Here is a 26,128-nt window from a genome sequence, read left to right as displayed (position 1 = left end):
CGCCTGGCCGGTGTCGTCAGCGCCCCGCGCACCCCACGTGCAGAGGGGCTTGCGGCTCGGCGAACTGCTGTAGCTCGGGCCCGGAACGCGCCAGCAGCCGGCCGAGGTCCGGGAGCGGGGCGCCGGGCGCCGGGTTGGGCAGATGCCGGCGCGGTGAGTAGCCCAGGGCGGTGGCGATGGTGCGCCACAGTCGCGCGTCGATGAGGTTGTCGTCGGCCGCGTGGTGGATCGCCAGGCAGTGGGCGGAGAGCTGATCCTCGGCCCCGGCCGCGAACTGCCACCAGAAGACCGCCGCCTCGGGCCGGTCGATGGAGTAGAGCAGACAGGCGAACGTCCGGGCGCCGGCCGCGTCGTAGTTCCGGGCGAACTTCTCCAGACGCCCCCGGTGCCCCCCGCGCAGCACCGACTCGCACAGGGTGTGCAGATGCCGGCGCAGTTCCTCCGGGCCTGCCGTGGCGCTGGGCACGCGTCGGGGCCGGGGCCGTCTGGGCAGCGGCCGGGCGCGGCCGGGGCGCGCCGGGGACGGGCCGCGGTCGGGCCGGCCGTCGGCCACCGGCCGCGCCGCGAGGATCTGCCGCTCGGCCTCGGCGAGGCGCTCCGTCTCAGCGAGGCGCTCGGTCTCGGCGCTGCGCTCCGCCTCGGCGATCCGCTCGGCGAGCCGGCGGGTGAAGGCTTCAGGATCGTGGTCGGCCAGTACGCTTCCCACCTCATCGGCTTCGGCCTGCAGAATGTCTTCGATGGTCACGACGGTTCTCCTTCCTGATCGTTCCGGAGACAGCCGGCCGCGAGTTCCTTGGCGAGCTTGCGGCCGCGGGAGTAGTAGGTGCGCGCCGTGCCCGGGGTGATGCCGAGGATCTCGGCGATCTCCTCGTAACTCAGCTGTGCGACGCGGAGCCGGACGCACTCGGCCTGCAGCGGCTCCCGCCGGGCCAGTTCGTCCATGGCGCGGTCCAGGGCGTCGTAGGTGCCCAGGTGCCAGATCTGGTCCACGCAGGACTGGTGGAGTCCGGCTTCGGTGGCCGCGGCGCGGTCGCGGCGGTTCGCCCGGTAGCGCGAGCGGAGGTAGTCCTTGATGGCGTCGCGCAGGACGCGCAGGCCCAGGGCCCGGAGGTTGGGGTGCGAGGCGAATTCGTCCCACTTCGCATGGATCTTCATCCCGGCTATCTGGACCGCGTCCTCGGCGTCCTGACGATTGCGCAGCAGCTGCATCGCATAGCCGAGGTAGGGGTACTGCACCTCCTTGAAGAAGGTGGTGAAGTCGGCGCGAAGCCGGTCCATCGGGTCGGGGTGCCACTCCTGTCCGTCTCCGTAGCCGCTCACCGGGCGGCCACCCCTCGGCCCGCCGCGGGTGGGCGGACCGCTCCGGGGTGGACCTGCACCTGGAGTTCCCGTTCGGCACCGCACCGGCTTCCCCGGTACGGGTCATGCACAATGCGGCAGTCCGACGGGCCGCAGGTCCGCGAGGCGGTGTGGGTGCTCTCGCGCGCACGGGCGCGGCGCACGGCCGGGGTCGTCCTGGCCGCGCCGCCCATGGCTGGCGTGTCCCAGGGCCTCTGGTGATCCACTGCCTCTCCTTTCGAGGTTCGCGGTGCACGCCCAGCGTCCGGATGACGCCGGGGAACCGCTCTGTTGCCTGTAGACCGCCCGCGAGGCCGCGATTGTTAATCGGATCCATGGACCAAAAATGACGATCCGCAGTCAAATGCTTACGTTGAGCTTCTGACCTGCGGCGTTGAGGAACGATCAAGCGAGAGAGTGGCACGGATCACACTCCCGTGCGGAGGGCGGGGGCCGGCGGAGAGGTGCGCCGGCGCCTGACTGCTCGTCAACAAGAGCAAGGGCCTTCCGACTCCGGCGCGGATGTCGCCATCCACACCGGGCCGGAAGGCCCTCACCTCGTCGGAGTGCCACCTGAGCGTGTCGCCCGTCACCCACATCCGGAACGACACGCCCGGTCCGTGTTCACCGGGAACGGAAGGGGACGACCCCTGCCGAGGCACGGCACAGTGGCACTGCGCGCCGGGTCATCGTGGGAGCGGACACTCCCGGGCCGCCGCTGCGCCGGGGGCGCCGACGGAGGAGCGGCCGCTCACACGTAGGTGTATCCGCCGGCGACGATGGTGCTGCCGGCCGAAGTCGTGACCACGACGGGGACGTTGCCGACGGGTCCGGCCGGGGTGAAACCGATCAGCGCCGTACCCGACGCATTCACCGAAACCCCGGACGCCGCAACCCCGTTGAACGTCACCGACGCCCCACCCAGATTGCTCCCGGTGATCACGAACGCCGTACCACCCGCGGTGGTCCCCGACGACGGCACCAGCGAGGTCACCACCGGCAGCGGCGGTGCGGTGTACGTGTATCCGCCGGCGACGGTGGCGCTCCCCGCCGGGGTGGTGACCACGACCGGGACGTTGCCGACGGGTCCGGCCGGGGTGAAACCGATCAGCGCCGTACCCGACGCATTCACCGAAACCCCGGACGCCGCAACCCCGTTGAACGTCACCGACGCCCCACCCAGATTGCTCCCGGTGATCACGAACGCCGTACCACCCGCGGCGCTGCCCGATGCCGGGATCAGCGAGGTGACCGTGGGCGGCGGTGCCGTGTAGGTGAACCCGCCGGGGACCGTGGCGCTGCCGCCCGGTGTGGTGACCACCACCGGGACGTTGCCGGCGGGGCCGGCCGGGGTGGTGCCGGTGAGCACCGTGCCGGTGCCGTTGATGGACACTCCGGTGGCCGGGACGCCGTTGAAGGTGACCGTGCCGCCGGTGAGGTTGGCCCCGACGATGGCGAACGCGGTGCCGCCGGTGGTGGGCCCGCTGGTGGGCACGAGCGTGGTGACGGTCGGGCCGGTCGGCCCGGTGACGGTGTAGGTGTAGCTCACCGCATTGCTGTTGCCCCGCGAGGTGATGGCGATGACCTGGACGGTGCCCGCGGCGTGCGCCGGCGCGGTGACGGTGACCGAGTTACCGGAAGGGTCCTGGGTGACGATGATGGCGGGGACACCGCCGAAGAGCACCTGGCTCGTGCCCAGGAGGCCCGCTCCGGTGAGCAGAACGGTGTTCCCTCCGGTGGTCGGTCCCGATGCCGGAATGGCCTCGTAAATTCTCGGATATCTGGGCCAGTCTCCACTGCCTCCGTCCCCGCCCGGCCAGGAGCCCGGGGCCTGCGGATTTCCTTGCTGCTGTATGGCGTCGGACATGACTTCTCCCTGGGCAGCCGCCGCTCCGTCACCCTTTCACGAGTCCATTCGTGAAAGGGGCATCGCGGAGCGGTAGTTGCCGCTTCGAATGTTGGGTGCCTGCGACGGTAAGGTTCCCGACGGGCCGGAAGAAGGCGTGTGCGGGACAGCAATGGTGCGTTCGGCCATCAAAATGACAATACGTAGATGAGCATCACTCCCGCGCCGCGGACTGGCGTACGCCGTTGTTCCGCCGCCGCTTTTCCGCGCCGCGGGTGTGGGCGGCGGGCGTGCGGGATACGGCTGCGGCCCCCGTCGCGTACGCAGGGCGCTCCGCTCGTGTCACGCGTAAGGGCCCGGGGACGTATCTCGCTCGCCCCGGGCCCGTTTCCGCCCTCAGCCCCCTGTCCGAGGGAACAGCCGGCTATTACAGGTGGTAGATGGTGGCGGACCAGCCGGCCTTCCAATTTCCGTCGCCGTACTGGAGGTTGACGGAACACCTGCCGACGTTCCCGTCACAGTTCAGGCTGTGCGCCGGGACGGGAGCCGCGAGCCGTGCGCGGTTGGTGGAGGGGAACGCCTGGTGGTAGATGCCGGCGGACCAGCTCGCCCGCCAGTAGCCGTCGCCGAATTGCAGGTTGGCGATGCACTTTCCGGTGTCGCCGTCGCAATTGAGGGCGGTCACCGGTACCGGAGCGCGCTGGGCGGACCGGAGCGTCTGGTGATAGATGCTCGCGCCCCAACTGGCCTTCCAGTTGTCGTCGCCGAAGCGGAGGTTGGCCGTGCACTGATGGGTGTCGCCATCGCAGTTCAGCGCCGTCACGGGAACGGGTGCGGCGGTGGCCGGGCCGGCCCCGATGGCCAGCGCCGCGAGGGCGGCGCAGGCACCGACGATAGTGCGTCGCATAACCGTGTCCTTCCGTCATGGGCGGGCAGCGCGCCCGACCAGAGAGCAGGATCTGCTGAATTCCGCTCGCGCCGGGCCCGCGCTTGTCGCCCTTCAACAGAAGGTGTGAAGGCCCGTACCCACGCCCGAACCCCTCGCCGCCCCGCCTCGCCGCATGGGTGGTGAACAGCGCGAATGTTGTGCATTCAGGGGCGCGAAAAGGGGCGCACTCGCGGTCTCCCCGGCATTCTGTGACCGATGTCCCGGGCGCGGTGCGGCATTCCCGCGGCAGCCCCGGTGGGCAGGTGCTTCCGTGCGGACCGGCCGTGAGGGTGCGGAGTGCCACCCGGCGGGTAGGTTCCCGGATTCGCGAGCGCGGCGGTCCGGCGGTGGAGCGCCGCTGCGGGGTGACCGGGGCCCGTCCGGGCGCCACGGGCCTCGTCGGCAAGGCGGGCTCACCGGTACGGGTGAGCCTTTGCTCCATTTGGCTTCGGTGCCTCTGCGGGGTGGCAGGTTCGGTGCTGGGCTGGCCGCACAAGCCGTGCACCGGCTGTTTGGTGTGCCCTTGTACCCCTTCCGTATCGACCTCTGCATCTGCGTGCCGGGAGCCGGTTTTCGCCTGCGCGCTCATTCCCGACGCCCCGGATCATGCGCAGTTCCCTGAAGGAGAGACGTGACCACTACCTCTTTGCGCCCGACCGGCGCCCCGGAAATCGAGCAGCTTCCGGAACCGCCACTGCGCAGATCCATGGAAATCCAGGGAAACATTCTTTCCGGTTTCAACAAGGACTATACGGCGTTCCGCTACGTGCGTTTCCCCGACGGCGCGGGCGGCCGTGGCTGGCTGTCCGTCATGCTGAACAGCGTCTCGGTGACCGCCACCGTCGAGGACTTCAATGAGGAGTTCTCGCTCTCCCGCCGGGCGTACGGCCAGGACCCGGCCCTCATCGCGACCTGGGTCGGGGTGTCTTTGACGTATCAGGGCCTGCTCCAGGTCGCCCGGGAACCCGACAAGGTGAAGCAGGATCTGGCGCCCTTCGAATCGTTTGTGAAGGGCGCCGAGGGACGGGCGGCGGACCTCGGTGACGACGGTACGAGCGCGCCCGGACACTGGCTTTTCGGCTCGGAGCGGACCGGCGTGCACGCCGTGCTGATCGTCGCGGCGGACACCGAGGAGGCGCTGAACGAGAAGCTCAGGAATATCGCCGCAGCGGATTCGGCGCACGGGGTGACCCTGGTCCACCAGGACGACGGCCGCACCCTGACCGGGGACCTGCGCGGGCATGAGCACTTCGGGTACAAGGACGGCATTTCGCAGCCGGGGGTCAAGGATTTCCACCGCGAGGACCGGGAGAATCCCGGATTCCGGGACCACCGCCCGGGGTCCGTGCTGGTCGAGCCCGGCGAGTTCGTCTTCGGTCACCGGAGCGAGAGCGGACAGCCGCCCGAGGCTCCGAAGTGGCTGGACAACGGTTCTCTCCAGGTGGTGCGCCGGCTTGCGCAGGACGTGCCCGGCTGGAACGAGGCCGTGAAGCGCGAGGCGGCAAAGTTCCAGCCGCACGGCATCTCCCCCGATCTGCTGGGCGCCTGTCTGGTCGGCCGGAAGAAGGACGGCACTCCGCTCGCGCAAGGCGAGAACCCGGTGACCGGGGTCGGTCCGGAGCGCAACGACTTCACCTACGAGAACGACGGCAAGGGCAAGCAGACCCCGTGCGCCGCACACATCCGCAGGTCGCACCCCCGGCATTTCGAGCCCACCCAGCGGCACCGGGTCATGCGCCGCGGCATTCCGTACGGCCCCGCGTACACCGGCGGCAACCCGGACGCGGAGCGCGGCCTGATGTTCGTGTGCTACGGCACGTCGCTGGAGCGGCAGTTCGAGTTCCTGCAGCGTGCCTGGTCGAACAACCCCAACTTCCTGCCGGGTGAGAGCGGTGCCCCCAACGGCATCGACAAGGTGACCGGCACCATCCCCCAGGGCGGTTCCGGCAGCCCGGACGCCCATATCGAGCTGGCCGACGGCCAGAAGGGCACCGTCACGATGGACCGGTTCGTGCGGACCACCGGTGCGGTGTACGCCTTCACCCCCTCCATCAGCACCCTGCGGCGACTCTCCGCGAACGAACCCCTGGACGGGAAGGGCTGAGCCTCGATGAGCGACATCCGTCATGACAGCCGCGGTGAGCGCCCCGGCGCCGACCGCGCCACCGAGAAGACCTACCAGCAGCTCGCCCGGGAACTCCTGCTGGTCGGCCCCGAGCCGGCCAACGAGGACCTCAAGCTGCGCTACCTCGACGTACTGATCGACAAGGGGCTGGAGCGGACGGCCACCCCCAAGCGCATCCTGATCGTCGGTGCGGGCATCGCCGGTCTGGTGGCCGGTGATCTGCTGACCCGCGCCGGGCACGATGTGACGATCCTGGAGGCCAACGCCAACCGGGTCGGCGGCCGGATCAAGACGTTCCACACCAAGAAGGGTGAGCCACCGCCCTTCACCGACCCCGCCCAGTACGCGGAGGCCGGTGCGATGCGCCTGCCCAGCTTCCACCCGCTGACCCTGGCGCTGATCGACAAACTCGGCCTGAAGCGGCGGCTGTTCTTCAACGTCGACATCGATCCGTCGACGGGCAATCAGACCGCGCCCGTCCCGCCGGTGGTCTACAAGTCGTTCAAGGACGGCAAGATCTGGACGAACGGCCAGCCCAGCCCGGAGTTCCGGGAGCCGGACAAGCGCAACCACACCTGGATCCGCACCAACCGCGCCCAAGTACGCCGCGCCCACTACGCCGCGGACCCGTCGCAGATCAACGAGGGCTTCCATCTGACCGGCTGTGAATCGCGGCTGACCGTGTCGGAGATGGTCAACCAGGCGCTGGAGCCGGTGCGCGACTACTATTCCGTGCTGCAGAGCGACGGAAAGCGCATCAACAAGCCCTTCAAGGAGTGGCTGGACGGCTGGGCCGGCGTCGTCCGTGACTTCGACGGCTTCTCGATGGGCCGCTTCCTGCGCGAGTACGCCGGGTTCAGCGACGAGGCCATCGAGGCGATCGGCACGATCGAGAACATGACCTCGCGGCTGCACCTCGCCTTCTTCCACAGCTTCCTGGGCCGCAGCGACATCGATCCCACCGCCACGTACTGGGAGATCGAGGGCGGCAGCCGCAAGCTCCCGGAGGCGCTCGCGAAGGATCTGCGGGACCAGATCGTGATGGGCCAGCGGATGGTGCGGCTGGAGTACTACGACCCGGGACGCGACGGCCACCATGGCGGACTCGCCGGGCCGGGCGGCCCCGCGGTCGCCATCCAGACCGTGCCCGAGGGCGATCCGTCCGGGCCGGTCGAGACCTGGACCGGGGACCTGGCGATCGTCACCATCCCGTTCTCCAGCCTGCGGTTCACCGCTGTGACCCCGCCGTTCTCCTACAAGAAGCGCCGGGCCGTCATCGAGACGCACTACGACCAGGCGACCAAGGTGCTGCTGGAATTCTCCCGCCGCTGGTGGGAGTTCACCGAGGAGGACTGGAAGCGGGAGCTGGACGCCATCGCGCCGGGGCTGTACGAGTACTACCAGCAGCGGGGCGAGGACGAGGCCGAGGCCGCGCTGGCCGTTCCGCAGAGCCTGCGGGAGCTGCCCACCGGGCTGCTCGGCGCCCACCCGAGCGTGGACGAGAAGGGGATCAGCGCACAGCAGGTGGAGTACTACCGCAACTCCCCGCTGCGCGGCGGGGTACGGCCGGCCACGCATGCCTACGGCGGCGGTTCCACCACCGACAACCCCAACCGCTTCATGTACTACCCCTCGCACCCCGTCCCCGGCAGTCAGGGCGGCGTGGTGCTGGCGGGCTACTCCTGGTCGGACGACGCGGCGCGCTGGGACTCCTTCGAGGAGGCCGAGCGCTACAGCTACGCCCTGCTCAACCTCCAGACCGTGCACGGCCGCCGGATCGAGGTCTTCTACACCGGTGCCGGCCAGACCCAGAGCTGGCTGCGCGACCCGTACGCCTGCGGTGAGGCCGCCGTCTACACCCCGCACCAGATGACCAGCTTCCACCTCGATGTGGTGCGGCCCGAGGGGCCGGTGCACTTCGCCGGTGAGCATGTGTCGCTCAAGCACGCCTGGATCGAGGGCGCGGTGGAGACGGCCGTACGCGCCGCCATCGCCGTCAACGAGGCTCCCCCGGCCGACGAGAGCGCCGTCGGCGGGCGGACCACGGAAGCCCGCGAGCGCCGGACCGCCACCGGGTCGTCGGACCAGCCGCGCGAGGGGGTACTGACGTCATGACCAGCTCCACGACGTGCACCGTGGCCGAGTATCTGGCCCGCCGGCTGGAACAGCTCGGCATCACCCATCTGTTCGGCGTTCCGGGCGACCACCTGGGGCCGTTCCTGTCGACCCTGCACGAGACGACCTCGGTGCGCTGGGTGGGCACCCCCACGGAGGGCGGCGGCGGTCAGGCCGCGGACGCCTATGCCCGGGTGAAGTCCGCCGACGCGGAGATCGCGCTCGGCGAGCAGGGCATCGGCGCGGTCGCTGTCACCTACAGCGTGGGCGCGTTCAACCTGCTCAACGCGATCGGCGGGGCCTTCGCCGAGTACGTACCGCTGATCGCGATCAATGCCGCGCCGTCCTACGAGCAGTGGCTCAACCAGCAGGCGATCGGCCTGCTCACCTCGCACATGTCGCAGCGCCCGGAGAGCAACCTGGAGGTCTACCGCCAGGTGACCGTGGATGCCCAGGCCATCTCCAACCCCGGTCTGGCGCCCACCCAGATCGACAGCGCGATCACCGCCTGCCTCTCCCACCGCCGGCCGGTCTATCTGGAGGTGATGGACGACGTCTGGGGGGCCGAGTGTCCCGCACCGCAGGGCCGGCTGACCCGGCGCGAGCGGCCGGTCACCGCGAAGAAGCAGCAGATGCTCGACCGTGCGGTCGAGGCGTGTGTGGAACTGGTCCGGCAGTACGGCAACCCGATCCTGTGGGCCGGTGAGGAGATCGACCGCTTCCGGCTGTCCGACGAGTTCGAGCAGCTGGTGCGGGAGACCCGTATCCCGTTCTGCACCACCGTCGGCGCCAAGTCCGTGGTGTCCGAGTACACCCCGGGATTCTCCGGCGTCTACAACGGCAAGGCCAGCAATCCGCATGTCGCCGAGGTCTTCCGGAGCGCGGGCTGCCGCATCGGGCTGGGCACCTGGGCGACCTCGAAGAACCTCGGCGGTGAGCGGTCGATCGGCTCCGACTGGGCGGTCGCGGCCCACGACGGGGTGCATGTCGGCGCCTCGTACTTCCCCGATGTGCAGCTTGCCCGGTTCCTGCCCGCACTGCGGGAGCGCCTGGTGGCCGAGTTCGGGGACGGTGCCTTCGACGCGGACTACTTCACCCGCGCCTACGACGAGGGCCACGCGGTCCCCGACAGCACCCACGCCTACCTGGCGTCCCAGACCGGCGGACCGTACCCGGAGAGCCTGACGTACGACAGTCTCTTCCGGCACCTCAACGCCTTCCTGGAAGCGCAGACCAGCGAGTCGGCGGGCGAGCCCCGCAACCCCTTCACCGTGGTGTGCGACGCCGCGTTCGCGCTGATCGGCTCGATGAACCTGCGGATGGCCGAGCGCGCCTCGTACGTGGCGCAGAACAGCTGGCTGTCCATCGGCTACTCGGTCGGCGCGGCCACCGGGGTGGAGATCGGCCGGAGCCGTGCGGGCAAGCGGGCGATGGTCTTCGTCGGCGACGGCTCGTTCCAGGAGACGTGCCAGGAGATGTCCACCCACGTGCGGATGGGTCTGCGCCCGGTGGTCTTCGTCCTGGACAACGAGGCCTTCTACGGCATCGAGCAGATGCTCGTCCACCCCTGCTACTACCAGGACGGCACCCCGCGCTCCGACGGCGCCGACTTCTACAACGAACTGCACCCCTGGCGCTACGAGAAGCTCGCGGACGTCTTCGGCTCCACGAAGCATCCGATGCACGGCTTCGCCATCCGCCGGCACGAGGAACTCACCACTCTGCTCGACCGGATCGCCGACCCCCACGACGCGATCAACGAGGGCCCGGTCGTCGTACGGGTGCAACTGGAGCGCCACGACTACCCGGAGGCGCTCAAGTACAAGATCGCCGAAAACTGCCCGCCGGACGCGGGGGCGGGGTCGGGAGGGAGCGGGCGATAGCGGGAGCCATACGGCCTGCCGGAACCCCGGGCGGCGGCGCGAAGGTGCCGTCCGGGGTCCCCCGGCGTGGCAGGCCGGACAGCGGCCTGCCCGCTGGACCTTCCAGGCACCTGCACGTCCACCGCCGGGCGGTGCGGCGTGCGACCGCAACTCCGGGGCGTTGAGCACATCCCCTAGGAACCATCGCCCCCCGCCGCCTGCCGGAGTCCCCGCTCCGGAGGCGGCGGGGGGAGGACAAGTTCGGCGACGGCGCCCGCGTCGGGGGCGTTGGAAAAACGGAGGGTGGCGCCCAGGACACGGGACTGGCCCAGGGCGATGGTGAGGCCGAGGCCGTGGCCGGTCTTCTTGGCGGTTCCGGGGTGGCTGCGGAAGCGCTGGGGGCCGTGGTCCAGGAGGCCGGTGGGGTAGCCGTCGCCGTGGTCCCGGACCGTAAGGGTGAGGCCGTTGACGGTCAGGAGCACCGGCGGGCGACCGTGCCTGTGGGCGTTGGAGACGAGGTTGCTCAGCACGCGCTGGAGCCTGCGCTGGTCGGTCGCCACCCGGGCGTCCCGCTCGATGCGGACCTCCACATCCAGACCGGTGGCCTGCACCGCGCGTTCGGCCAGCGGTCCCAGCTGATGCACGTCGATGTCGGCCCGCTCCACCTCCGCGTCGAGGCGGGAGATCTCCAGCAGGTCCTCGGTGAGCCGGCTCATGGACCGGATGCGGTCCTGCACCATCTCGGCCGGGCGGCCGGGCGGCAGCAGGTCGGCCGCCACGCGCAGGCCGGTCAGCGGGGTGCGCAGCTCATGCGCCACATCGGCGGTGAACCGCTGCTCGCTGTGCAGCTTGGCCTGGAGGGCGGCGGCCATCGCATCGAGTGCGGCCGCCACCGCGGCGGCCTCGTCCTGGGCATGGTCGGGGCGCAGGACGCGGGGATCGTCCACCCGGGCGTCGAGATCGCCGGTGCTGATGCGGCGGGCCACCTGGGCCGTGTGCTGGAGCCGGCGGGTGATGCGGGAGACGGCGAACAGCCCGACGACCAGGGTGAGGCCGATCGCGAACGCCGAGGAGCCGATGATGGTCCGGTCCAGTCCGCGCAGCGCGTCGGCTCGCTGGGTGTAGTCGAGGTGGACGGCCAGCGCCTTGCCGTCAGCGGGAGTCACGGCCCACATCGCCGGGCGCCCGCGGTGGTCGGCGAGCTGGGTGCCGCGCTCGCCCCGCCGCGCCATGGCGCGCAGCGAGGCGGGGAGGTCGGCGGGGTTCACTGCGGCCTTGTGGCTGAGGGGCTCCCCGGCGACGTACGCCGCCGCGACGGTGTCCAGTTCGGCCAGGGCGGCCGTGCGGGCCTGGTCCTCGGTCTGCCTGCCGACGAGGACATGCACCAGGACGCCGACGACGGTGGCGAGGACACAGCACATGACGATGACGAAGACCGCGAACTTCCAGTAGAGCGTCGCCGTCCAGGCGGGCAGGCGCAGCCGCGCACGGGGCCGGCCGGCGCTCATGACGTCCGCTTCGGGGCAGGGGTGGCGGGGTCCGCCTGGTCGAACTCCATGGCGCGCAGTGCCATGGTCCGGGTCCGGGCGTCCCACGCGTAGACGGTGCGGGTGGCGTACCCGGGGGTGCCGGTGGGCTCCCGCAGGATCAGATCACCGTTCGCGATCTCCACCGAGAGCGGCGTCGCGCCGGCGTCCATGATCCGGGTCACCACCCCGTGGTCGAGCGTGAAGACCCACAGCGCCAGGGAGTCGTCCGAGGACTCGATGCCCACGATCAGTTCGGCCTTTCCGTCGCCGGTCAGATCCTGGTACTGCGGTTTCCGCACCGGACAGTGCGCCGGTTCGTCGGCGCAGGCATCGATCTTCCTCGTGGTCGCGGCGTCGAACTGCGGCCCACCGCCGAGGGCGGAACCCGCGCGCACCTGCTTCCTGACGACGGTGAGCAGCGGCGCCTTACGGATGTCCCCGGACGGCACCCGGGGCACGCCGGGCACGGCGGCGGGCAGGTTCTCCCCGGTGCCCGGCTCGGGTTGCGGCGCGGGCTTGCGATCCGGCCACAGCCGCACCGGGGCGGACGCGGCCATGGTGTGACCGGCGCTCAGCGGCTCCCCGGTCCCCTTGCAGCCACCCAACAGCGCCACGATGCCCGTCGCCGCGAGCGCGAACGACGTCATGCGTACCGGCCCCGGGGAATTCGGGCAACGGAGAAGACGCACATCTCTTCCAGTCATGGTGCGGGCTGAGCCTGCCCGGATCATAATCCTCGCCGCGCGCCACGGAGTAGGGCGATATGCCCGGAATTGCCTGGATGTGCATGATGCCGAGGAAATCCGCGGTATTCGTGGTGCTCAGGTTCCGTTGACGCCCAACTGCGCATAGTCGTAGCCGCCATAGGCTGCGGAAACATGCACATTGGTCAGCCGCGGGCTGCGCCAGGTGACGTCCTTGTCGTAAATGAGCGGCAGGTAGTAGGCATTGTCGGCGACCTTGTGATTGATCTCCTCATAGGTCGCACCGGCCTTGTCCGGGTCGGTTTCGGCGATGGCGCGGTCGAGGAGTCTGTCGATGGCCGGGGAGTCGACCTCGGCGACGTTGGTGTTGCCGTGCGACGGGCGCTGCCGGCTGTCGACGAGCGGGCGCCAGAAGGTCTGTCCGGTCGGGAAGTCGGCGCTCCAGTGCGCGATGACGATGCCGTAGCCCCGCTGCTTCACCACGGACGGCGCCCCTACGATGTCGGGCGCCTGCTTCCAGTCGACCTGGTCGACCTCCGCCTTGATGCCGATCCTGGCCAGCGAGCTCTGCAGCGCTTCGGCGGCGCCGACCTCCGGCGGCCGGTTGTTGCTCACCGCGATCGTGGTCGGGAAACCGTTCGGCCGGCCGCACTTCTTCAGCTCGTCCCTGGCCTTGCTCAGATTCGGCTCGCCACCGTGCTTGAGCACGCGGTACGGGTCGAACGCCGGGTCGGCGCCCTTGATACCGGGCGGGGACAGGTTCGGTGCGAGGTCGCCGCCTGCGACGATGCCGCCGAGTGCGGTCTGCAGATTGCGGCGGTCGGCGGCGTACACCACCGCCCGGCGGCAGTTGACGTTGTCCATCGGTTCGACGGTCTGCGGAAAGGCCGCGTAGTGGACGGCGCCGGACTGTGGGCTGTCCAGGTACCTGTTGCGGTCGCTGTCGGACAACACCCTGGCGCGGGCGAGCGGGCCCAGCTCGGTGGGGGTCAGCGCCAGGTCGTAGTCGCCCTTGATCAGCTCGGCATCGACGACGTTCGCATTGTCGGTGATCTTGACTGTGATCCGGTCCGGGAGCGCATGACGGATCGGGTCGGACGACTGCTTCCAGTGGGAATTGCGCACCAGCTCCAGCGACTTTCCCGGGGAATACGACTGGAACTTGTACGGGCCGCTGGAGTACGGGCGGTTACGGTATGCGGTCTTGGTGTCCCGGCTCTTCTTCACGGGCGAGGCGGCCGGCATGGCCAGCATCTGCTCGAAGTCGCCGTTGGGCTTGGGAAGTTTGAAGACGATGGTCCGGGCATCGGGGGTCGTGATGGCCGGCAGACCCCGTTCCGAGGTGTCCTTGTACGGGCCCCGGTAAGTTCCGATCGGGTCGAGCGTGTCCTTGAGGTGGGTCGGCCCCCCGGAGATGACATCCGTGGCCCAGAGCCGCTCGATGCCGTACTTGATGTCCTGGGAGGTGACGGGCGAACCGTCCTCCCAGGTGGCGCCCTTGCGCAGGGTGTAGCGGTAGGTCCGGCCGTCGCCGGTGACCTTGGCGCGGCTCGTGGCCAGGTCCGGGGTGAGGGTGGCGCTCTTCGACTTCGGGTCGTAGGTGACCAGTTGGCGTGTGTAGTAGCGGGCGAAGTTCGCCACATAGCCGTAGTAGCTGCCCTGCGGGTCCCAGGAGTCGGCATCACTGGAGCTGATGAACTTCAGTGTGTTGCCCGTGGCACTGCCCGGATTGAGGATGTGGTCGACGGCGGCGTTGTATGTGGGCGCGGTGACACCGCCCTTGGCGTTCCCGTCGGCTTTGTCTCCGTCGGAACCCTTCAGCAGCACGACGAAGGTGGAGGCGCCCCCGATCACAGCCGCCGCCAACACCAGGGCAAGGGTTTTGTTCCGGGTGGACGCGGCGGTTTCGGCGGGGCGCCCCGGTCCGGTGGTGCCCGGAGCTTGTGGCGTCGTGTGGTGTCGGGGCTCGGCGGCCGGCTCCGGCGACCGGGAGGCGGGCTCGGCCTCGGGGGCGGGGGGAGACGCAGGCTCGGGCGCGGGGTCAGCCGCTACGTCGGACTCGGGGACGTGCGCGGGAACGGCCTCCGGAACGGCCTCAGGAACGGCCTCGGCCCCGGCAACGGAAAGGGGCTCGGGAGACGGCTGCGGCTCCGACGGCGGCTGCGGGCGGTGGGCCGGGTGGTTCCGGTTCCGGGCCAGGGCGATCAGCCCGCCCGTGTTGCGGTTGCGCTGCTGGGGCAGCGGCCTGGCCTTGGCCGCCAGGGCTGTGTAGAGGTGCCGGTACAGCGTCTGCATGTCCAGCAAAGGCGGGGCGCCGTCGATGCCCTCGGTCAGTGCGGTGATCAATTCGCCGGTGAACGCGGTGAATTCCTCGCCGGGCGGGGACAGCGCCTTCCGGGTCTCCGCGGAGGCCGCCAACAGGGACGTGCCGTCGATGAGTGCGTGGTCGGCCACCTGGGAGCCGCCGCTCATCCCGCCCAGCAGGGCCCGTCCGCTGTAGCAGCAGTCCAGAATCACCACCTTGTTGCGGGCCCCGATCCGCGGGTCCAGAATCGCCCGGCGCACCCAGTCGAAGGGCAGCGCGCTGTACAGCCGCTCCTGATCCGAGCCGGGCAGCGCCAGATACAGCTCGTCACTCAGCGGGTCGACGAGTCCGTGCCCGGCGTAGTAGACGACCAGGGTGTCGGTGGCGCGCAGGGCGACGCCGCTGAGGGTGTCGAGCACGTCCTGCGCGCTCGCCGGCTGGGACAGTGCCACGCAGTGCGACGGCGGCAGCCCCCAGAGGTCCGGGTCGGTGAACGCCCGGGTGAGCCCGGCGAGATTGCGCTCGACGGCGGGTAGCGACGCCAGGTTCTCGTAGTCATGGACGCCGATGAGCAGGGCCTGTGAGGCAGCGGGGTCGGGGAGCGTCGTCACGGTGACTGCCGGCCCGTTCCGTCTCCCGCTCCGGGGCCGGCTCCGCGGGCTGCGTCCGCCGGCCGGCGGGACCGGGACGCCGGGAACCGGTCGTCGCTCGCCCCGTGGGCACCCCCGTCGTCGACGATGTCGACCTGCACCCTCGCGTACCTCTCTCCCGGGCCGGTGCCCGCTGTGCGAACCCTTCCAGCATGCCGATCCTAGCCGCCCGTGGCGGCGGCTGCCGGGCAGTCACGATTGCTCCGGGGACCCGGCGGGAGAGGGTTGGCTCCCACGCGGCGGCGCCCGGCGCGGCAGGCCCGGCCGGTCCGTGCGGACGTGGCCGAGCCTGCCGGCCGGGGCGCGGGCGGGCCGGGTCATGCCATGGCTACGGGGCCATCTCGTACGCCCCGGACAGGTCCTCCACACGCTGCCAGACGCGCGTCGAGCGGGCCTCGTCGACGACCGGGCGGCGGACCGCGCCCAGCGCCCAGCTCTGCTGTTCCGCGGTGGCGGAATCCTTGCCGTGCAGCTCGACGGCGTGCGCGGAGAAGTCCCGGACAAGGACGGCGAACAGCTCGTCGAGGACATCCTCGTCGAGGCCGGTGAGCTGCGCCTGCTCCAGGATCAGCTGGCCGTGCACCACCAGCGCGAACAGCTGGCCGATGGCGAGCAGCAGGTCGAGGTCGCGGCTCTGTGCCTCGTCCGGGGCGGCGGTGGTGACGAACTCGCAGAGGGCGTCGGCCTGTTCGCGGAAGCGGGCGACGTTCGGGACCGCCGCGAAGGCGTCGTAGGCGGTGCGCCAGTCGTGGAAGCGTACGCCGCCCAGGCCGCGGGCCGGTCCCTGCCGGAAGAGGAAGGCGTCGTCGGCCGCGTCGAGGCGGGTCGGCACGGGCTCGTACTCGGCCGGGTTCAGCAGGTGGTTGCCCATGAACTTGAGGATCAGGGCGAGGTTGACGTGGACCGTGCCCTCCAGCTTCGGCAGGCCGCGGATCTCGGTGGCGGCCTGGGCGAAGTAGGTGTCCTTCTCGAAGCCCTTGGCCGCGATGACATCCCACATCAGGTCGATGACCTTCTCGCCCTCGGTGGTCACCTTCATCTTCGTCATCGGGTTGAAGAGGAGGTAGCGGCGGTCGTCGGGGCCCGCGGACCGGAAGTAGTCGACGGCGCGGTCACTGAAGAGCTTCATGCCGACGAGGCGGACGTAGGCGTCGGTCAGCTCGCGGCGGACGTGCGGGAAGGCGGTGACGGGGCGGCCGTAGAGGATGCGGTTCTGCGCGTGGGTGACGGCCTCGTACATCGCGTGCTCGCAGATGCCGATGGCGCCGGTGCAGAGGTTGAACTTGCCGACGTTGACGGTGTTGAGGGCGGCGTCGAAGGCGGCGCGGCCGGTGTGCAGGATGTCGCCCTCGCCGACCGGGTAGTCCTCGAGGCGGAATTCGCTGACGTATTTCGAGGAGTCGACGACGTTCTTCACGAGGTGGTAGGCCGGGTGACGGCTGTCGGCGGCGAAGAAGACATAGCCGTCGGGGCCCTCTATGTCGGTGCGGCGGCCGAAGACGGAGACGAGTCCGGCGGCGTTGCCGTTGCCGATGTAGTACTTGGAGCCGGTGGCGCGGAAGCCGCCGTCGCCGTCCGGCTCCAGCAGCATGTCGGTGGAGTAGATGTCGGCGCCGTGCGCCTTCTCGGAGAGGCCGAAGGCGAACACCTCACCCTGGGCGAGGAGTTCGGCGGCGCGGCTGCGGACGGCGGCGTTGTCGCTCTGCCAGACCGGGCCGAGGCCGAGGATGGTGACCTGCCAGGCGTACCAGTAGTCGAGCCCGTAGAAGCCGAAGATCTCGTTGAGGGCGGCTATCCGGGCGGTGTCCCAGCGCTTGTCCTGGTTCCCGTCGGCGGCGGAGGCCGGGGTGAGGAAGGTGGCGAACAGCCCTTCCTTGCTGGAGAAATCGAGGAACTCCGACAGCCAGGCGCGCGAGCGGTAGTCCTCGATCAGCCGGCGCTTGCCGCGCTCCTCGAACCAGGCGACGGTGGCGCGCAGCAGCCGGCGGGTCTCGGGGTCGAAGTGCGCCGGGTCGTAGGTGCGGGGGTTGAACAGCAGCGGGTCGGCCATGGGTGGTCGCCTTTCCGGCTCGGGGTTGCGGATCACGGATTGCTGATGCGGACAGCTGATGACGGACGGGAAGCTCGTGCCGGCCCGAACGCGAGTGCTGGACAGGCGTGTTGCCCGCCCGGCGGTCCGTTCAGTGCTCGGGGCGGAGTCGGTGGAGGGTGGCGAGTACGTCGTCGAGCCAGGCGAGCGTCATCCGCTCGTAGGAGATGCCGCCGCGCAGCACGACGTGCTGGAGTTCCCGGCCCGCGTCCGGTGTGGCGGGGGCCTCGGGGCCGGTGAAGTCACGCCGCTCGCCCGCCAGATAGTGCGCGAGGCGGTCGGTGTGGATCTGGTGGTGCCGCTCGACCTCACGGATCAGCGCGGCGGGATCGTCGAAGGCCGCACCGCGGATCTTCACGGCGAGGTCGTGCCGGACGCTCTCGGGTTCGATCGGCTCGTGCAGCCACTCGGCGAGCGCGGCCCGGCCGAGAGCGGCGACGGAGTACTCCTTCTTGTCCGGCCTGGCCTGCTGCGGCACCTCGCGGACATCGACCCAGCCGTCGCTCTCCATGCGCTTGAGCACGCGGTAGATCTGCTGGTGGGTGGCGGTCCAGAAGTATCCGATGGACCGCTCGAAACGCCGGGCCAGCTCATAGCCGGAGCCCGGCTTCTCCAGCAGAGAGACAAGGATCGCGTGTTCGAGCGCCATACCCCGATCCTTCTATGCAACGAGTTGCATAAACAAGAGGCCCCGCCCGGGTGAGACACGGCTCACCCGGGCGGGGCGGGGGCCTGCTCCCCCACGGCTCCGTCGGCCAGCTCGCGTGCGATGTCGAGGTGGCCCACGTGCCGGGCGTACTCCTGGAGCAGATGGAAGAGGATCCAGATCAAGGTGGGGCGGTCCTCGTCGGCCGGGACCTTGCCGCCGAGGGTGGCCGCCCGGTCCTCCAGGCGGGCCGCGGCGACGATGGTGCGGGAGCGTGCGCACTGCTCCTGGAAGAACTCCTCGACATCCTCGAAGCTCTCTCCGGGGTCGACGTGCCACACCCGGGAATCCGCTGTGAAGTCGGCCCACGGCTCCTCGACGCTTTCGCCGTTGAACCCCCATTGCAGCCACCGCAATTCCACACAGGCCAGGTGCTTGAACAATCCCAGCGGGGACCATCCGGAAGGCAGCCGGCTGTTTCGCAGCTCCTCGTCCGACATTCCCGCCAGCTTGCGCGGCACGGCCTCCCGGTAGAAATCGAGGTAGCCGGTCAGCAGGTCGTAAGGGCTGGTCAGGGTCACCGGAGGCGCTGCGGAAGGCTCGATCTTGTGGACCATGGTGAGGACCTTAAGGAGGAGGGGGTGAGCTGTCCAGGGGATCGGCCGGTGGATTCGCACGCGGAAAAGGGCCCGTCGGCGGATAGCGCCGACGGGCCCAGGGACGTGTGCTCAGCAGTTCCCGCGGAGGACGTGGATGCCGGAAACCAGCGTGCCCTCAATGCTGAAGCAGTGGTTCTTGTCCGCTTCGTTGATGTAGAGCGGCTGTGAGCCTCCCGACCAGTACACGGTCACCGTGGCGCCGGTCGCTTCCGCGGGGAAATACCCCTTCCAGTTGGTGCCGATCGGCCGGTCGTGCTGGCAGTAGTTCTTGCTCTCTATGCCCTGCGGGCCCTTCCACTCGTAGCAGGTGTCGATGAGCGAACCCGCCTTGTGGTCGAACGCGATGTAGTTGTCCGGGGCGGCATGGGCGGCCGGTGCCGTCATGACCGCGCCGGCCAGGGCGATGCCCAGGGTGGCGGCGCCGCAGACCAGGGAGCGCTTCTTGCTTCGCACGCCGGAATTCCCCTCTCGCTGCACTTCTGCGGACATGCCTCAGCACTCCTTCTCGGTGATCTTCGGGTCGAAGGTGTAGCCGCTGAGGTCATAGCAATGGCCCCGGCTCAGGTCGGTGATCTGCGGCGATATGTTTTTGCCGCCGATCTGCGCGGCCACCGACACCTCGACCTTGACGCCCTGGGCGTCATCGGGGATTTCCACCCGCCAGTCGGTGCCCTTGGGCTTCGCGTAATCGCAGGTGTCCGGAGTGGTCGAGGACTTCCAGTGGTAGCAGGTGTCGACGAGATACCAGCCGTTGTTGGTGAATCCGATGTACTTGCCCGATCCCGCGGCCGCGGCGGACGGAGCCGTCATCGCTCCACCGGCCAGCACGAGCCCGAGGGCGGCGGCCCCGTAGGCCACCGACTTCTTGATGTTCCGCACAGGATGATCCTTCGTGAGTTTTTCGCGCGTGGAGCGGTGGCTCAGCGCCCGTTCATGAGCGTGGCGCCGCACGCGACCACATCGGTGTCCGCACGTGCCGTGGTGTTGAGCGGGATTTCGGTGCGCAGCCCGGAGATCTTCGCACCGCCGAACTCGCCGCCCTGGATGGTCACATCGGAGACGCGCTGTTCCATGTCATGGCCCATCTTCAGCATCCCCTTCTGCCCAGGCTTGATGGTGATCCGGATGTCACCGCTCTTCGCCTCGGTGTTGGTCTGGCTGTACTGCGCGGAGGCACCCACGCCCAGCTTGTCCTTGACCAGGGTGATGTCGACGCTGGCGCCGACATTCCAGCCCCAGCTGAAGGTGCGGGTTCCGCTGAGCGTCTGGTTTATCTCCGCGGCGCCGGCACTGCAGTTCTGAATGGGACCGACGCCCATACCGGCGTTGTCCACGTCGTACCACTTGGTCACCTGCTTGGATTCCAGCGTGGTCGACGCGCATGACACGCTGCTGTCATTGCACTGTGCCAGTGCGCGCTTGACCTCTTCCGCGGAATTCACCTGGTAGCCGTTGTCATAGGTGACGGAAGGACTGCCTTCCTCCACCCACTTGTCGGAGTGGCCATTGACGTCGGGGAGGCTGGATCCCTGTGCGGCGGAGGCCGTGGGCACCGTCAGGGCGAGTGCGGCGGTGACGGCACCGAGGACGAGCGTTATACGGGAGGTGGATGTGGAAATCAACGTTCCTCACTCTGTTCCGGAGAGATTGCGGTGCGCAGGAAGGCGGGTCGGCGGCGCTCCTGCCATAACTGCGTGGTTCAGCAGCCGACTTCCTGGAGCTTCGGCCGGTCGACGAGTCCGGTGATCTCGAAGCAGTGATTTCTGTTGGTGTCGGTCACCGCGGCGGTGTCCACCGTGGCGTAATCGACGATGCTGGTACTGAGATCGATCTTTGCGCCGGTCGCTTCGGCGGGGAAATACGCCTTCCAGGTGTCGTTCACCGGCCGGACGTTGTGGCAGTAGTTCCGGCCCTCGGCATCACGCCACTTGTAGCAGGTGTTGGCGAGAACGCCGGCGTGATTGGTGATCTGGATGTAGTTGTCGGATCCCGCGTAAGCGGCGGGCGCGGAGAGAACGGTGGAGAAGCACGCGGCGCCCACCGCGAGCAGACCGAATACAGCCCGATGGTTGACCTTCACGGTTGTTACTCCCTCTTGCATGTCCGATGACATCGGAAGAATGTGACGTCCAGGAGAACGTGACGCCGTGAGTTCTGAGTAAGTCATGCACGGGCGGCCGAATCAATTGATTCCGGCTAAGTCTTCGGTACCCGGAGAACACCGCTCTGGGCAACCACGAGAAGCGCCGCAGCACCACTCCGACCACGGTTTCGGAGCGCGGCTGACCACGATTTCCGGTAGCCGCGGACCACGGGAAACGGGTACGGCCACAGACATACCGAAAGCCCCTCACCGGTAGGCGGGTGAGAGGCTTTCGGGGTCGGGCGGGACAGCGGCACCCCCGGTCGGGGAACGCGCCGGTCTCAGGACTCGGTCGCCTCGCTCCCCCGGCGGAGCCCGGCCGCCTCGGCCATCGCCGCCGCCAGATGCGGGCGTCCGGAGATCCCGAGCTTGCGGTAGGCGCCGGTGAGGTGGGTTTCCACGGTCCGCAGTGAGACGACGAGCAGTTCGGCGATCTGCTTGTTGCTGTGGCCCTGGGCGGCCAAGGTGCAGACGCGTGCCTCGCCTGCCGTCAGCCCCCGTATCCCCTGGTTTCCGGGCCGGGCGCGCCCGCCGGCCAGGTGCAGCCCCTCCTCCAGGCGCGCGACGAGCACCGTGGCACCGCAGCCGACGGCCAGCTCCAGGCCCTCGCGCAGGGTCCGGCGGGCGCCGCGCTTGTCGTCGCGGCGCAGCAGCGCGATCCCGAAGTCGTGGCAGGTGAGGGCGAGTTCGCGCCGTGCGGGGGTGGGCCGGAGCACGGTCACGGCCTCGGCCAGCAGGTCGAGGCCGCGGGAGCCCTCCGCAGTGCTCCCCGCCGCCCGCAGCGCCACCCCGACGGCCCGTGGGAGCCCGGAGCGCCGGGCCAGTTCCAGCTCCTGCTCGACCAGGGCACGGGCCGACGCGGCGTCCCCCAGGGCGAGATGGACGGCGGCCGCGCGCGAGCGCCACGGGGACATCGCCGGGCTGACCGTTCCCAGGGCCTCGCAGTGGTGACCGCACTCGCGGAGCAATGAGAGCCCCGATCGCAGCTCGCCCTGGGCGATCCGCAGGGCGGCCAGGCTCATCAGGAACCGGGGCCGTTCCCACGCCAGTTCCGTCTGCCCTGCCAGCGCGTGGGTGACCGCGATCCGCTCGGCGGCCTCGACCCGGCCCCGGGCGAGCAGGGCGTCGATCCTGATCGCGTCCGCGGTCAGCGCGTAGGGCCGCCGGCCGGCCGGGGACGCGTGGTCCGCGGCTTCCCGGGTCGCGCCGAGCGCCTCGGTGACGTTCCCTCGGCGCAGCGCCAGCACCGCCCGGTAGACCGTCAGGGAGGAGATCAGCAGGTCCATGCCCCGCCCGGCGATCTGCTGGGTCAGCCGGCGGTTGAGCCGTTCGGCCGCATCGAGATCGTCGAGGTACAGCAGCGTCTGGGCGACGAAGTAGTGCAGCGGGAACAGGTCGTGGGAGAACGCCGGCAGGTTGACCGACGCCCGCTCGATGAGGGCGGTGACGTACGGGGCGGGCAGCGCGGCCCGCAGGGCGTGGAAGGCGCGGATGGCGAGGAGTTGGCGCTCCCCCGCGGTGCGGTCGGGCAGGTCGTCGTCGTCCGCGCCGGGGGGCGGCGCCGGACCGGTGACCGACGGCCGCTCGAACTCCATCCATGCACGCAGGGCGTTCATCCGCAGCGTCAGCTCGCGGTCGGCGGCGCAGGGGTTCGCCGTGGGCCGTTCGCCTAATGCCGCGATCTTCCGGTCCACGCTCGACAGGTCCGTACGGGGCCCCTGCGACAGGAGCAGGGAGTAGACCAGCACGCCCAGGGCGTCGCTGCGGGCCGCCTCCTCGGTGAGCCCTTCGAGCGCGCCGGTGACGCAGGAGATGGCCAGCGCGGCATCGTAATGGCTGGCCGCGGTGCCCAGTTCCAGCAGCACCCGGGCGCGTTCGGGCTCGTCGAGCGGCTGGTGCAGCGCGGACCGCAGATAGGTCACCGCGGTCTCCGGCGCGCCGCGGCGCAGCGCCTCGGTGGCCGCCCGGCGCAGCGCCGGCAGGACCCAGGAGCCGTGGACCGGCCCGGCCGCCAGCAGATGGGCCGCGACTTCCTCGTCCGGGCGCCCGCTCAGAGAGGACACCTGGGCCGCCCGCGCATGGCCGGCCCCCCGTTCCTCGGGCGTCAGCGTGGCCAGCACGGTGTCGCGGACGACGGGGTGGGTGAAGCGGGGGTCGCCGTCCGCCCGCAGCAGGCCGAGCGACCGCAGCTCCTCGGCCGCGGACTGCACGACGGCCCGCCCGGTTCCGCAGTACGCGGCGAGCAGCTCCGGTGGTTTGCGGTCGCCGAGGAAGGCCAGTGCCCGGGTCAGCGCCACGACCTCGTCGGACGCGTGGCACAGCCGGTGCGAGATCTCCCCGCCGAGCGTGGAGAGGGTGACCGTCGGGATCCGGTCCCGGAATTCCGTGGTCGGCTTCACACCGCTGCGCTGGGCCTGGTGCAGCAGGGCACGGACGAACAGCGGGTGTCCGCCGGTGGCGGCGTGGCAGGCGGCGCAGAAGGCCGCGTCGGGCTCGTCCGCGCCCCAGAGGGTCCGCACCAGCTGTCCCACGCCGCCCTCGTCGAGCGGTTCCACGACGATGGTGTGGCAGTTCGCGGGCCGGACCAGCTCGGCGAAGAGCGGATCGAGCCGCCGGCCCTCGGCGCTGCGGGTGGTCACGGCGATCAGCACGGGGTGGCTGTCCGCCCGCCCGACGAAATGGACCAGCCAGCGCAGGGACGGCTGGTCGATCCACTGCAGCGCGTCCACGGCCAGGAGCAGCGGCTGCCGGTCGGACAGCCGGGCGACCAGGGCGTCCAGCTCCCGCAGCGTCGCGGCCGTCACATCGGCGGCCTCCGGCGGCGGTTCCGTGACAGCGGCGTCGTCCAGGGCCCGCAGCGTGGCCGCCGCGGACCCTTCGAGGAGGCGTGCCCGGTCGGTCCCGGAGGCAGCCGCCAGCAGTGGCTTGAACAGCTGCCGTACGGCACCGAAGGCGAAATCGCGCTCCAGGGGATGGCAGCGGGCCCGTAGTACTCGGAACTGCCCGTTGCGCTCCCACCAGGTGCTCAGCAGGGCCGATTTGCCGATACCGGCCGACCCTTCGAGCTGCACGACGCGCGGACGGCCGGAGAGTACGTCGGCGGCCACGGCATCCATGGCGGCGAGTTCGCGTTCACGCCCCACCAGGGGCCAGTCGTCGCCACAGGCATCGCGGGAATGTGCGAACGTCACCAGTTGCTCAACTCTCATCGCTCTCTACTGGCTTTCGAGACGTTCCGACACGCACCGCGGTTGCCTGGGCCGGGCGCCCAGATGTCGCCCACGGCCCGCGGCCGCACGGGCCGCCACCGTGCGACAGGCCGGTGCGACAGGTGTGCGTACCGGCGGTTACCCGCATGTCCCGGCGACGGATGCAACGATGGCGCAACCTTGCGGGGCGTTGACTGGACCGTCGCCGCCGTGGCGACGGCTCGTGGGGCGTGACCCGGCGGGGCCCGGACGGCCCGTCCAGCGTCCCGCGGAACGGCATCCGGCATCCGTTTCCGCCGACCGGAAGCGGAAGGATCAGAAAAGGAAGCACCACATGTACCCACTGGGGACCACGAACCCTCCGGTCGGCCGCAGTGCACGGAAGCCGGGCCGTCTCTGATGGGCGGCGGCGACGGATGGGAGCCGGCCGCTCCGGGCACCGCGGGCCCGGAGGGCGTCGCGCGCATCGCGCTCACCGCGGCGGCGACCGAACTGCTGCGGCTGCTGCGGGAGCAGCACGGCCCGCTGATGTTCCACCAGTCCGGCGGCTGCTGCGACGGCAGCGCCCCCATGTGCTACCCGGCCGGGGAGTTCCGTACGGGATCGTCGGATGCGCTGCTGGCCCGGCTGGACGTGGAGGGCGTACGGGAGCCGGTGGACTTCTGGATGTCGGCGGACCAGTTCGCCCGCTGGCAGCACACCCATCTGACGGTGGACGTCGTACCGGGGCGGGGCAGCGGGTTCTCGCTGGAGGCGCCGGAGGGGGTGCGCTTTCTGATCCGCTCGCGGCTGCTCACCGAGGAGGAACGCGCGGCTCTCGGCGGCTGAACCGGCACGAGCGGGCGGCCGGAGAGCCGGGGCCGGGCGGACGCCGGCGCGACACGTGGTGAGGCCCCACGCACGGGGGAGAGCGTGGGGCCTCACTTGTAGAAACGGGTGGACGGCGCTTCAGGTTCCACATCGGCGGGAATTCCCCGAGAAATTCTTCCGCGGCCTCACGACTCGCCCTGGACCAGCCGTTCCAGCATCTCCTGGAAGTCCGCGTCCGCCACCACCCGCAGCCCGTCACCGTCCGGTTCGCTCAGCGGCGTCATCACGCCCCGGCGCCACCAGAACACCCTGGGGCTGATGGCGCCCGCCGCGTCCTCGTGACCGGCCGCCGCGAACTGCGCCATGGCCTGCAGCGCCGGGATGACCTGGGCGTCATGGATACGGTGGAACGCCAGTTGGTGCCGGAAGGGCAGGGCGACGAGCGCACCGTCCGGGGTGAGTTCGGTGCCCACCAGCCGCTGCACCAGCTCGTCCAGGACCAGCACCCGGCTCGCGGTGAAGAACGAGTCGCCGAGCAGCACCTCGAACGCCGAACCGTCGCCGCGCCGTACGGTCTCATGCCCCTCGACCGGCAGCGACCGCAGATTGTTCATCGCCCGGATCCGCAGCTCGGCCACGTCCCCGAGATCCGTCAGGGAGTCCTCGCTGAGCATCTGCACCGCCTCGGGCAGATCGAGAGCGAGCACCTCCCGCAGCCCCGGCGCCGGCGCCCGGCCGTAGCGGAAGGAGTCCGAGGCGGGCAGCGTCTCCTGGGCCACCACCCGGGGGTAGAGACAGGCCCGGATCTCGTCCTCGCTGAGGGTCTCCAGCGGCTGCGGGCCGTCCATCGTACGGAGCACCTTGCCGACGTGATCCCGGATCAGCACCGGCCAGCTGCGCTCCCCGCGCCGGTCGCGGTGGCACACCGCGGCGAGGTTGCCGAGGCCGAACTGCCGGCCGGCGGAGTCGGTGACCACGCCCGCATACGCGGTGACTTCGAGCCCCTGCTCCGCGAAGGCCTGCCGGACCTGCGATCTGAAGACACCGCCCTCCCGCTCGGAAAAGAAGCTGAACTCCCCGTCACGTACCAGATCGCGGGAATCCCGCTTCGGTCCTCGGCGGAACAGGCCCATCTCTTCCTCCCGGCAGCGGCCACGCACAACGGCCATG

20 protein-coding genes are annotated in these 26,128 nt (G+C 70.2%); 4 read left to right on the top strand and 16 right to left on the bottom strand.

Going from position 1 to position 26,128, the window contains the following annotated elements; all coding sequences use genetic code 11:
• Positions 1–16: 16 nt before the first annotated feature.
• From ACFW5B_RS12680 to ACFW5B_RS12665, 4 genes are all read right to left on the bottom strand, one after another.
• Positions 17–745 carry a hypothetical protein gene (locus ACFW5B_RS12680; RefSeq protein ID WP_386437508.1) on the bottom strand — a complete coding sequence of 243 codons (729 nt, stop codon included), beginning with the start codon at positions 743–745 and terminating at the stop codon, positions 17–19.
• A complete protein-coding gene (locus tag ACFW5B_RS12675; RefSeq protein WP_386437505.1) occupies positions 742–1,320 on the bottom strand; it encodes an RNA polymerase sigma factor in 579 nt (192 codons plus the stop codon). Before ACFW5B_RS12675 ends, ACFW5B_RS12680 begins: the two co-directional genes overlap by 4 nt.
• A gap of 769 nt (positions 1,321–2,089) precedes the next feature.
• Positions 2,090–3,205: an IPT/TIG domain-containing protein gene (locus tag ACFW5B_RS12670; RefSeq protein ID WP_386437502.1), complete on the bottom strand. Its 1,116-nt coding sequence runs from the start codon at positions 3,203–3,205 to the stop codon at positions 2,090–2,092.
• A 406-nt stretch (positions 3,206–3,611) separates the two neighbouring features.
• Complete coding sequence (locus ACFW5B_RS12665; protein WP_386437499.1) at positions 3,612–4,091, bottom strand: hypothetical protein; 480 nt, start codon at positions 4,089–4,091, stop codon at positions 3,612–3,614.
• A gap of 652 nt (positions 4,092–4,743) precedes the next feature.
• On the opposite strand from ACFW5B_RS12665, the gene ACFW5B_RS12660 reads away from it, so the two are divergent.
• The 3 genes from ACFW5B_RS12660 to ACFW5B_RS12650 are packed head-to-tail and all read left to right on the top strand — an operon-like array spanning position 4,744 to position 10,235.
• On the top strand, positions 4,744–6,216 hold the full coding sequence (locus tag ACFW5B_RS12660) for a Dyp-type peroxidase (protein ID WP_386437496.1): 1,473 nt from the start codon (positions 4,744–4,746) through the stop codon (positions 6,214–6,216).
• Positions 6,217–6,222: 6 nt separating this feature from the next.
• On the top strand, positions 6,223–8,352 hold the full coding sequence (locus ACFW5B_RS12655; RefSeq protein WP_386437493.1) for an FAD-dependent oxidoreductase: 2,130 nt from the start codon (positions 6,223–6,225) through the stop codon (positions 8,350–8,352).
• Complete coding sequence (locus ACFW5B_RS12650) at positions 8,349–10,235, top strand: alpha-keto acid decarboxylase family protein (protein WP_386437490.1); 1,887 nt, start codon at positions 8,349–8,351, stop codon at positions 10,233–10,235. Before ACFW5B_RS12655 ends, ACFW5B_RS12650 begins: the two co-directional genes overlap by 4 nt.
• A 173-nt stretch (positions 10,236–10,408) precedes the next feature.
• Here the strand turns inward: ACFW5B_RS12650 and ACFW5B_RS12645 are convergent, their stop codons facing one another.
• The 11 genes from ACFW5B_RS12645 to ACFW5B_RS12595 form a co-directional block, all read right to left on the bottom strand.
• Positions 10,409–11,722 carry an ATP-binding protein gene (locus ACFW5B_RS12645; RefSeq protein ID WP_386437487.1) on the bottom strand — a complete coding sequence of 438 codons (1,314 nt, stop codon included), beginning with the start codon at positions 11,720–11,722 and terminating at the stop codon, positions 10,409–10,411.
• Positions 11,719–12,390, bottom strand: coding sequence for a hypothetical protein (locus ACFW5B_RS12640; RefSeq protein WP_386437484.1), 672 nt, complete (start codon positions 12,388–12,390; stop codon positions 11,719–11,721). Before ACFW5B_RS12640 ends, ACFW5B_RS12645 begins: the two co-directional genes overlap by 4 nt.
• A gap of 174 nt (positions 12,391–12,564) precedes the next feature.
• Positions 12,565–15,363 carry an ABC transporter substrate-binding protein gene (locus ACFW5B_RS12635; RefSeq protein WP_386437481.1) on the bottom strand — a complete coding sequence of 933 codons (2,799 nt, stop codon included), beginning with the start codon at positions 15,361–15,363 and terminating at the stop codon, positions 12,565–12,567.
• 367 nt (positions 15,364–15,730) lie between these two features.
• Positions 15,731–17,452, bottom strand: a complete 1,722-nt coding sequence (locus ACFW5B_RS12630; protein WP_386437478.1) for an acyl-CoA dehydrogenase family protein — start codon at positions 17,450–17,452, stop codon at positions 15,731–15,733.
• A gap of 130 nt (positions 17,453–17,582) precedes the next feature.
• Entirely contained in the window at positions 17,583–18,140 is a 558-nt protein-coding gene (locus tag ACFW5B_RS12625; RefSeq protein WP_386437475.1) for a PadR family transcriptional regulator, read from the bottom strand.
• 62 nt (positions 18,141–18,202) lie between these two features.
• The gene (locus tag ACFW5B_RS12620; RefSeq protein WP_386437472.1) at positions 18,203–18,754 is read right to left on the bottom strand and encodes a DinB family protein; all 552 of its coding nucleotides are present in this window, start codon (positions 18,752–18,754) and stop codon (positions 18,203–18,205) included.
• 111 nt (positions 18,755–18,865) lie between these two features.
• Positions 18,866–19,285, bottom strand: a complete 420-nt coding sequence (locus ACFW5B_RS12615; protein ID WP_386437469.1) for a hypothetical protein — start codon at positions 19,283–19,285, stop codon at positions 18,866–18,868.
• 3 nt (positions 19,286–19,288) lie between these two features.
• Positions 19,289–19,675 (bottom strand): hypothetical protein, encoded by a 387-nt coding sequence (locus tag ACFW5B_RS12610; protein WP_386437466.1) that lies wholly within the window; start codon positions 19,673–19,675, stop codon positions 19,289–19,291.
• Between the two features lie 41 nt (positions 19,676–19,716).
• Positions 19,717–20,418: a hypothetical protein gene (locus tag ACFW5B_RS12605; protein ID WP_386437463.1), complete on the bottom strand. Its 702-nt coding sequence runs from the start codon at positions 20,416–20,418 to the stop codon at positions 19,717–19,719.
• 77 nt (positions 20,419–20,495) lie between these two features.
• On the bottom strand, positions 20,496–20,876 hold the full coding sequence (locus tag ACFW5B_RS12600; RefSeq protein WP_386437460.1) for a hypothetical protein: 381 nt from the start codon (positions 20,874–20,876) through the stop codon (positions 20,496–20,498).
• Positions 20,877–21,220: 344 nt separating this feature from the next.
• Positions 21,221–24,130 carry an AAA family ATPase gene (locus ACFW5B_RS12595; RefSeq protein ID WP_386437457.1) on the bottom strand — a complete coding sequence of 970 codons (2,910 nt, stop codon included), beginning with the start codon at positions 24,128–24,130 and terminating at the stop codon, positions 21,221–21,223.
• 417 nt (positions 24,131–24,547) lie between these two features.
• Between ACFW5B_RS12595 and ACFW5B_RS12590 the strand changes: the two genes are divergently transcribed.
• Complete coding sequence (locus tag ACFW5B_RS12590) at positions 24,548–24,976, top strand: DUF779 domain-containing protein (protein WP_386437455.1); 429 nt, start codon at positions 24,548–24,550, stop codon at positions 24,974–24,976.
• A gap of 167 nt (positions 24,977–25,143) precedes the next feature.
• Here ACFW5B_RS12590 and ACFW5B_RS12585 read toward each other — a convergent pair whose 3' ends face one another.
• Complete coding sequence (locus tag ACFW5B_RS12585; RefSeq protein ID WP_386437812.1) at positions 25,144–26,091, bottom strand: hypothetical protein; 948 nt, start codon at positions 26,089–26,091, stop codon at positions 25,144–25,146.
• Positions 26,092–26,128 lie beyond the last annotated feature (37 nt).

Origin of the sequence: Streptomyces sp. NPDC058773 (genome assembly GCF_042746015.1) — a bacterium.
GTDB lineage: Bacteria > Actinomycetota > Actinomycetes > Streptomycetales > Streptomycetaceae > Streptomyces.
This window is presented reverse-complemented; position numbering and strand designations above follow the sequence as displayed.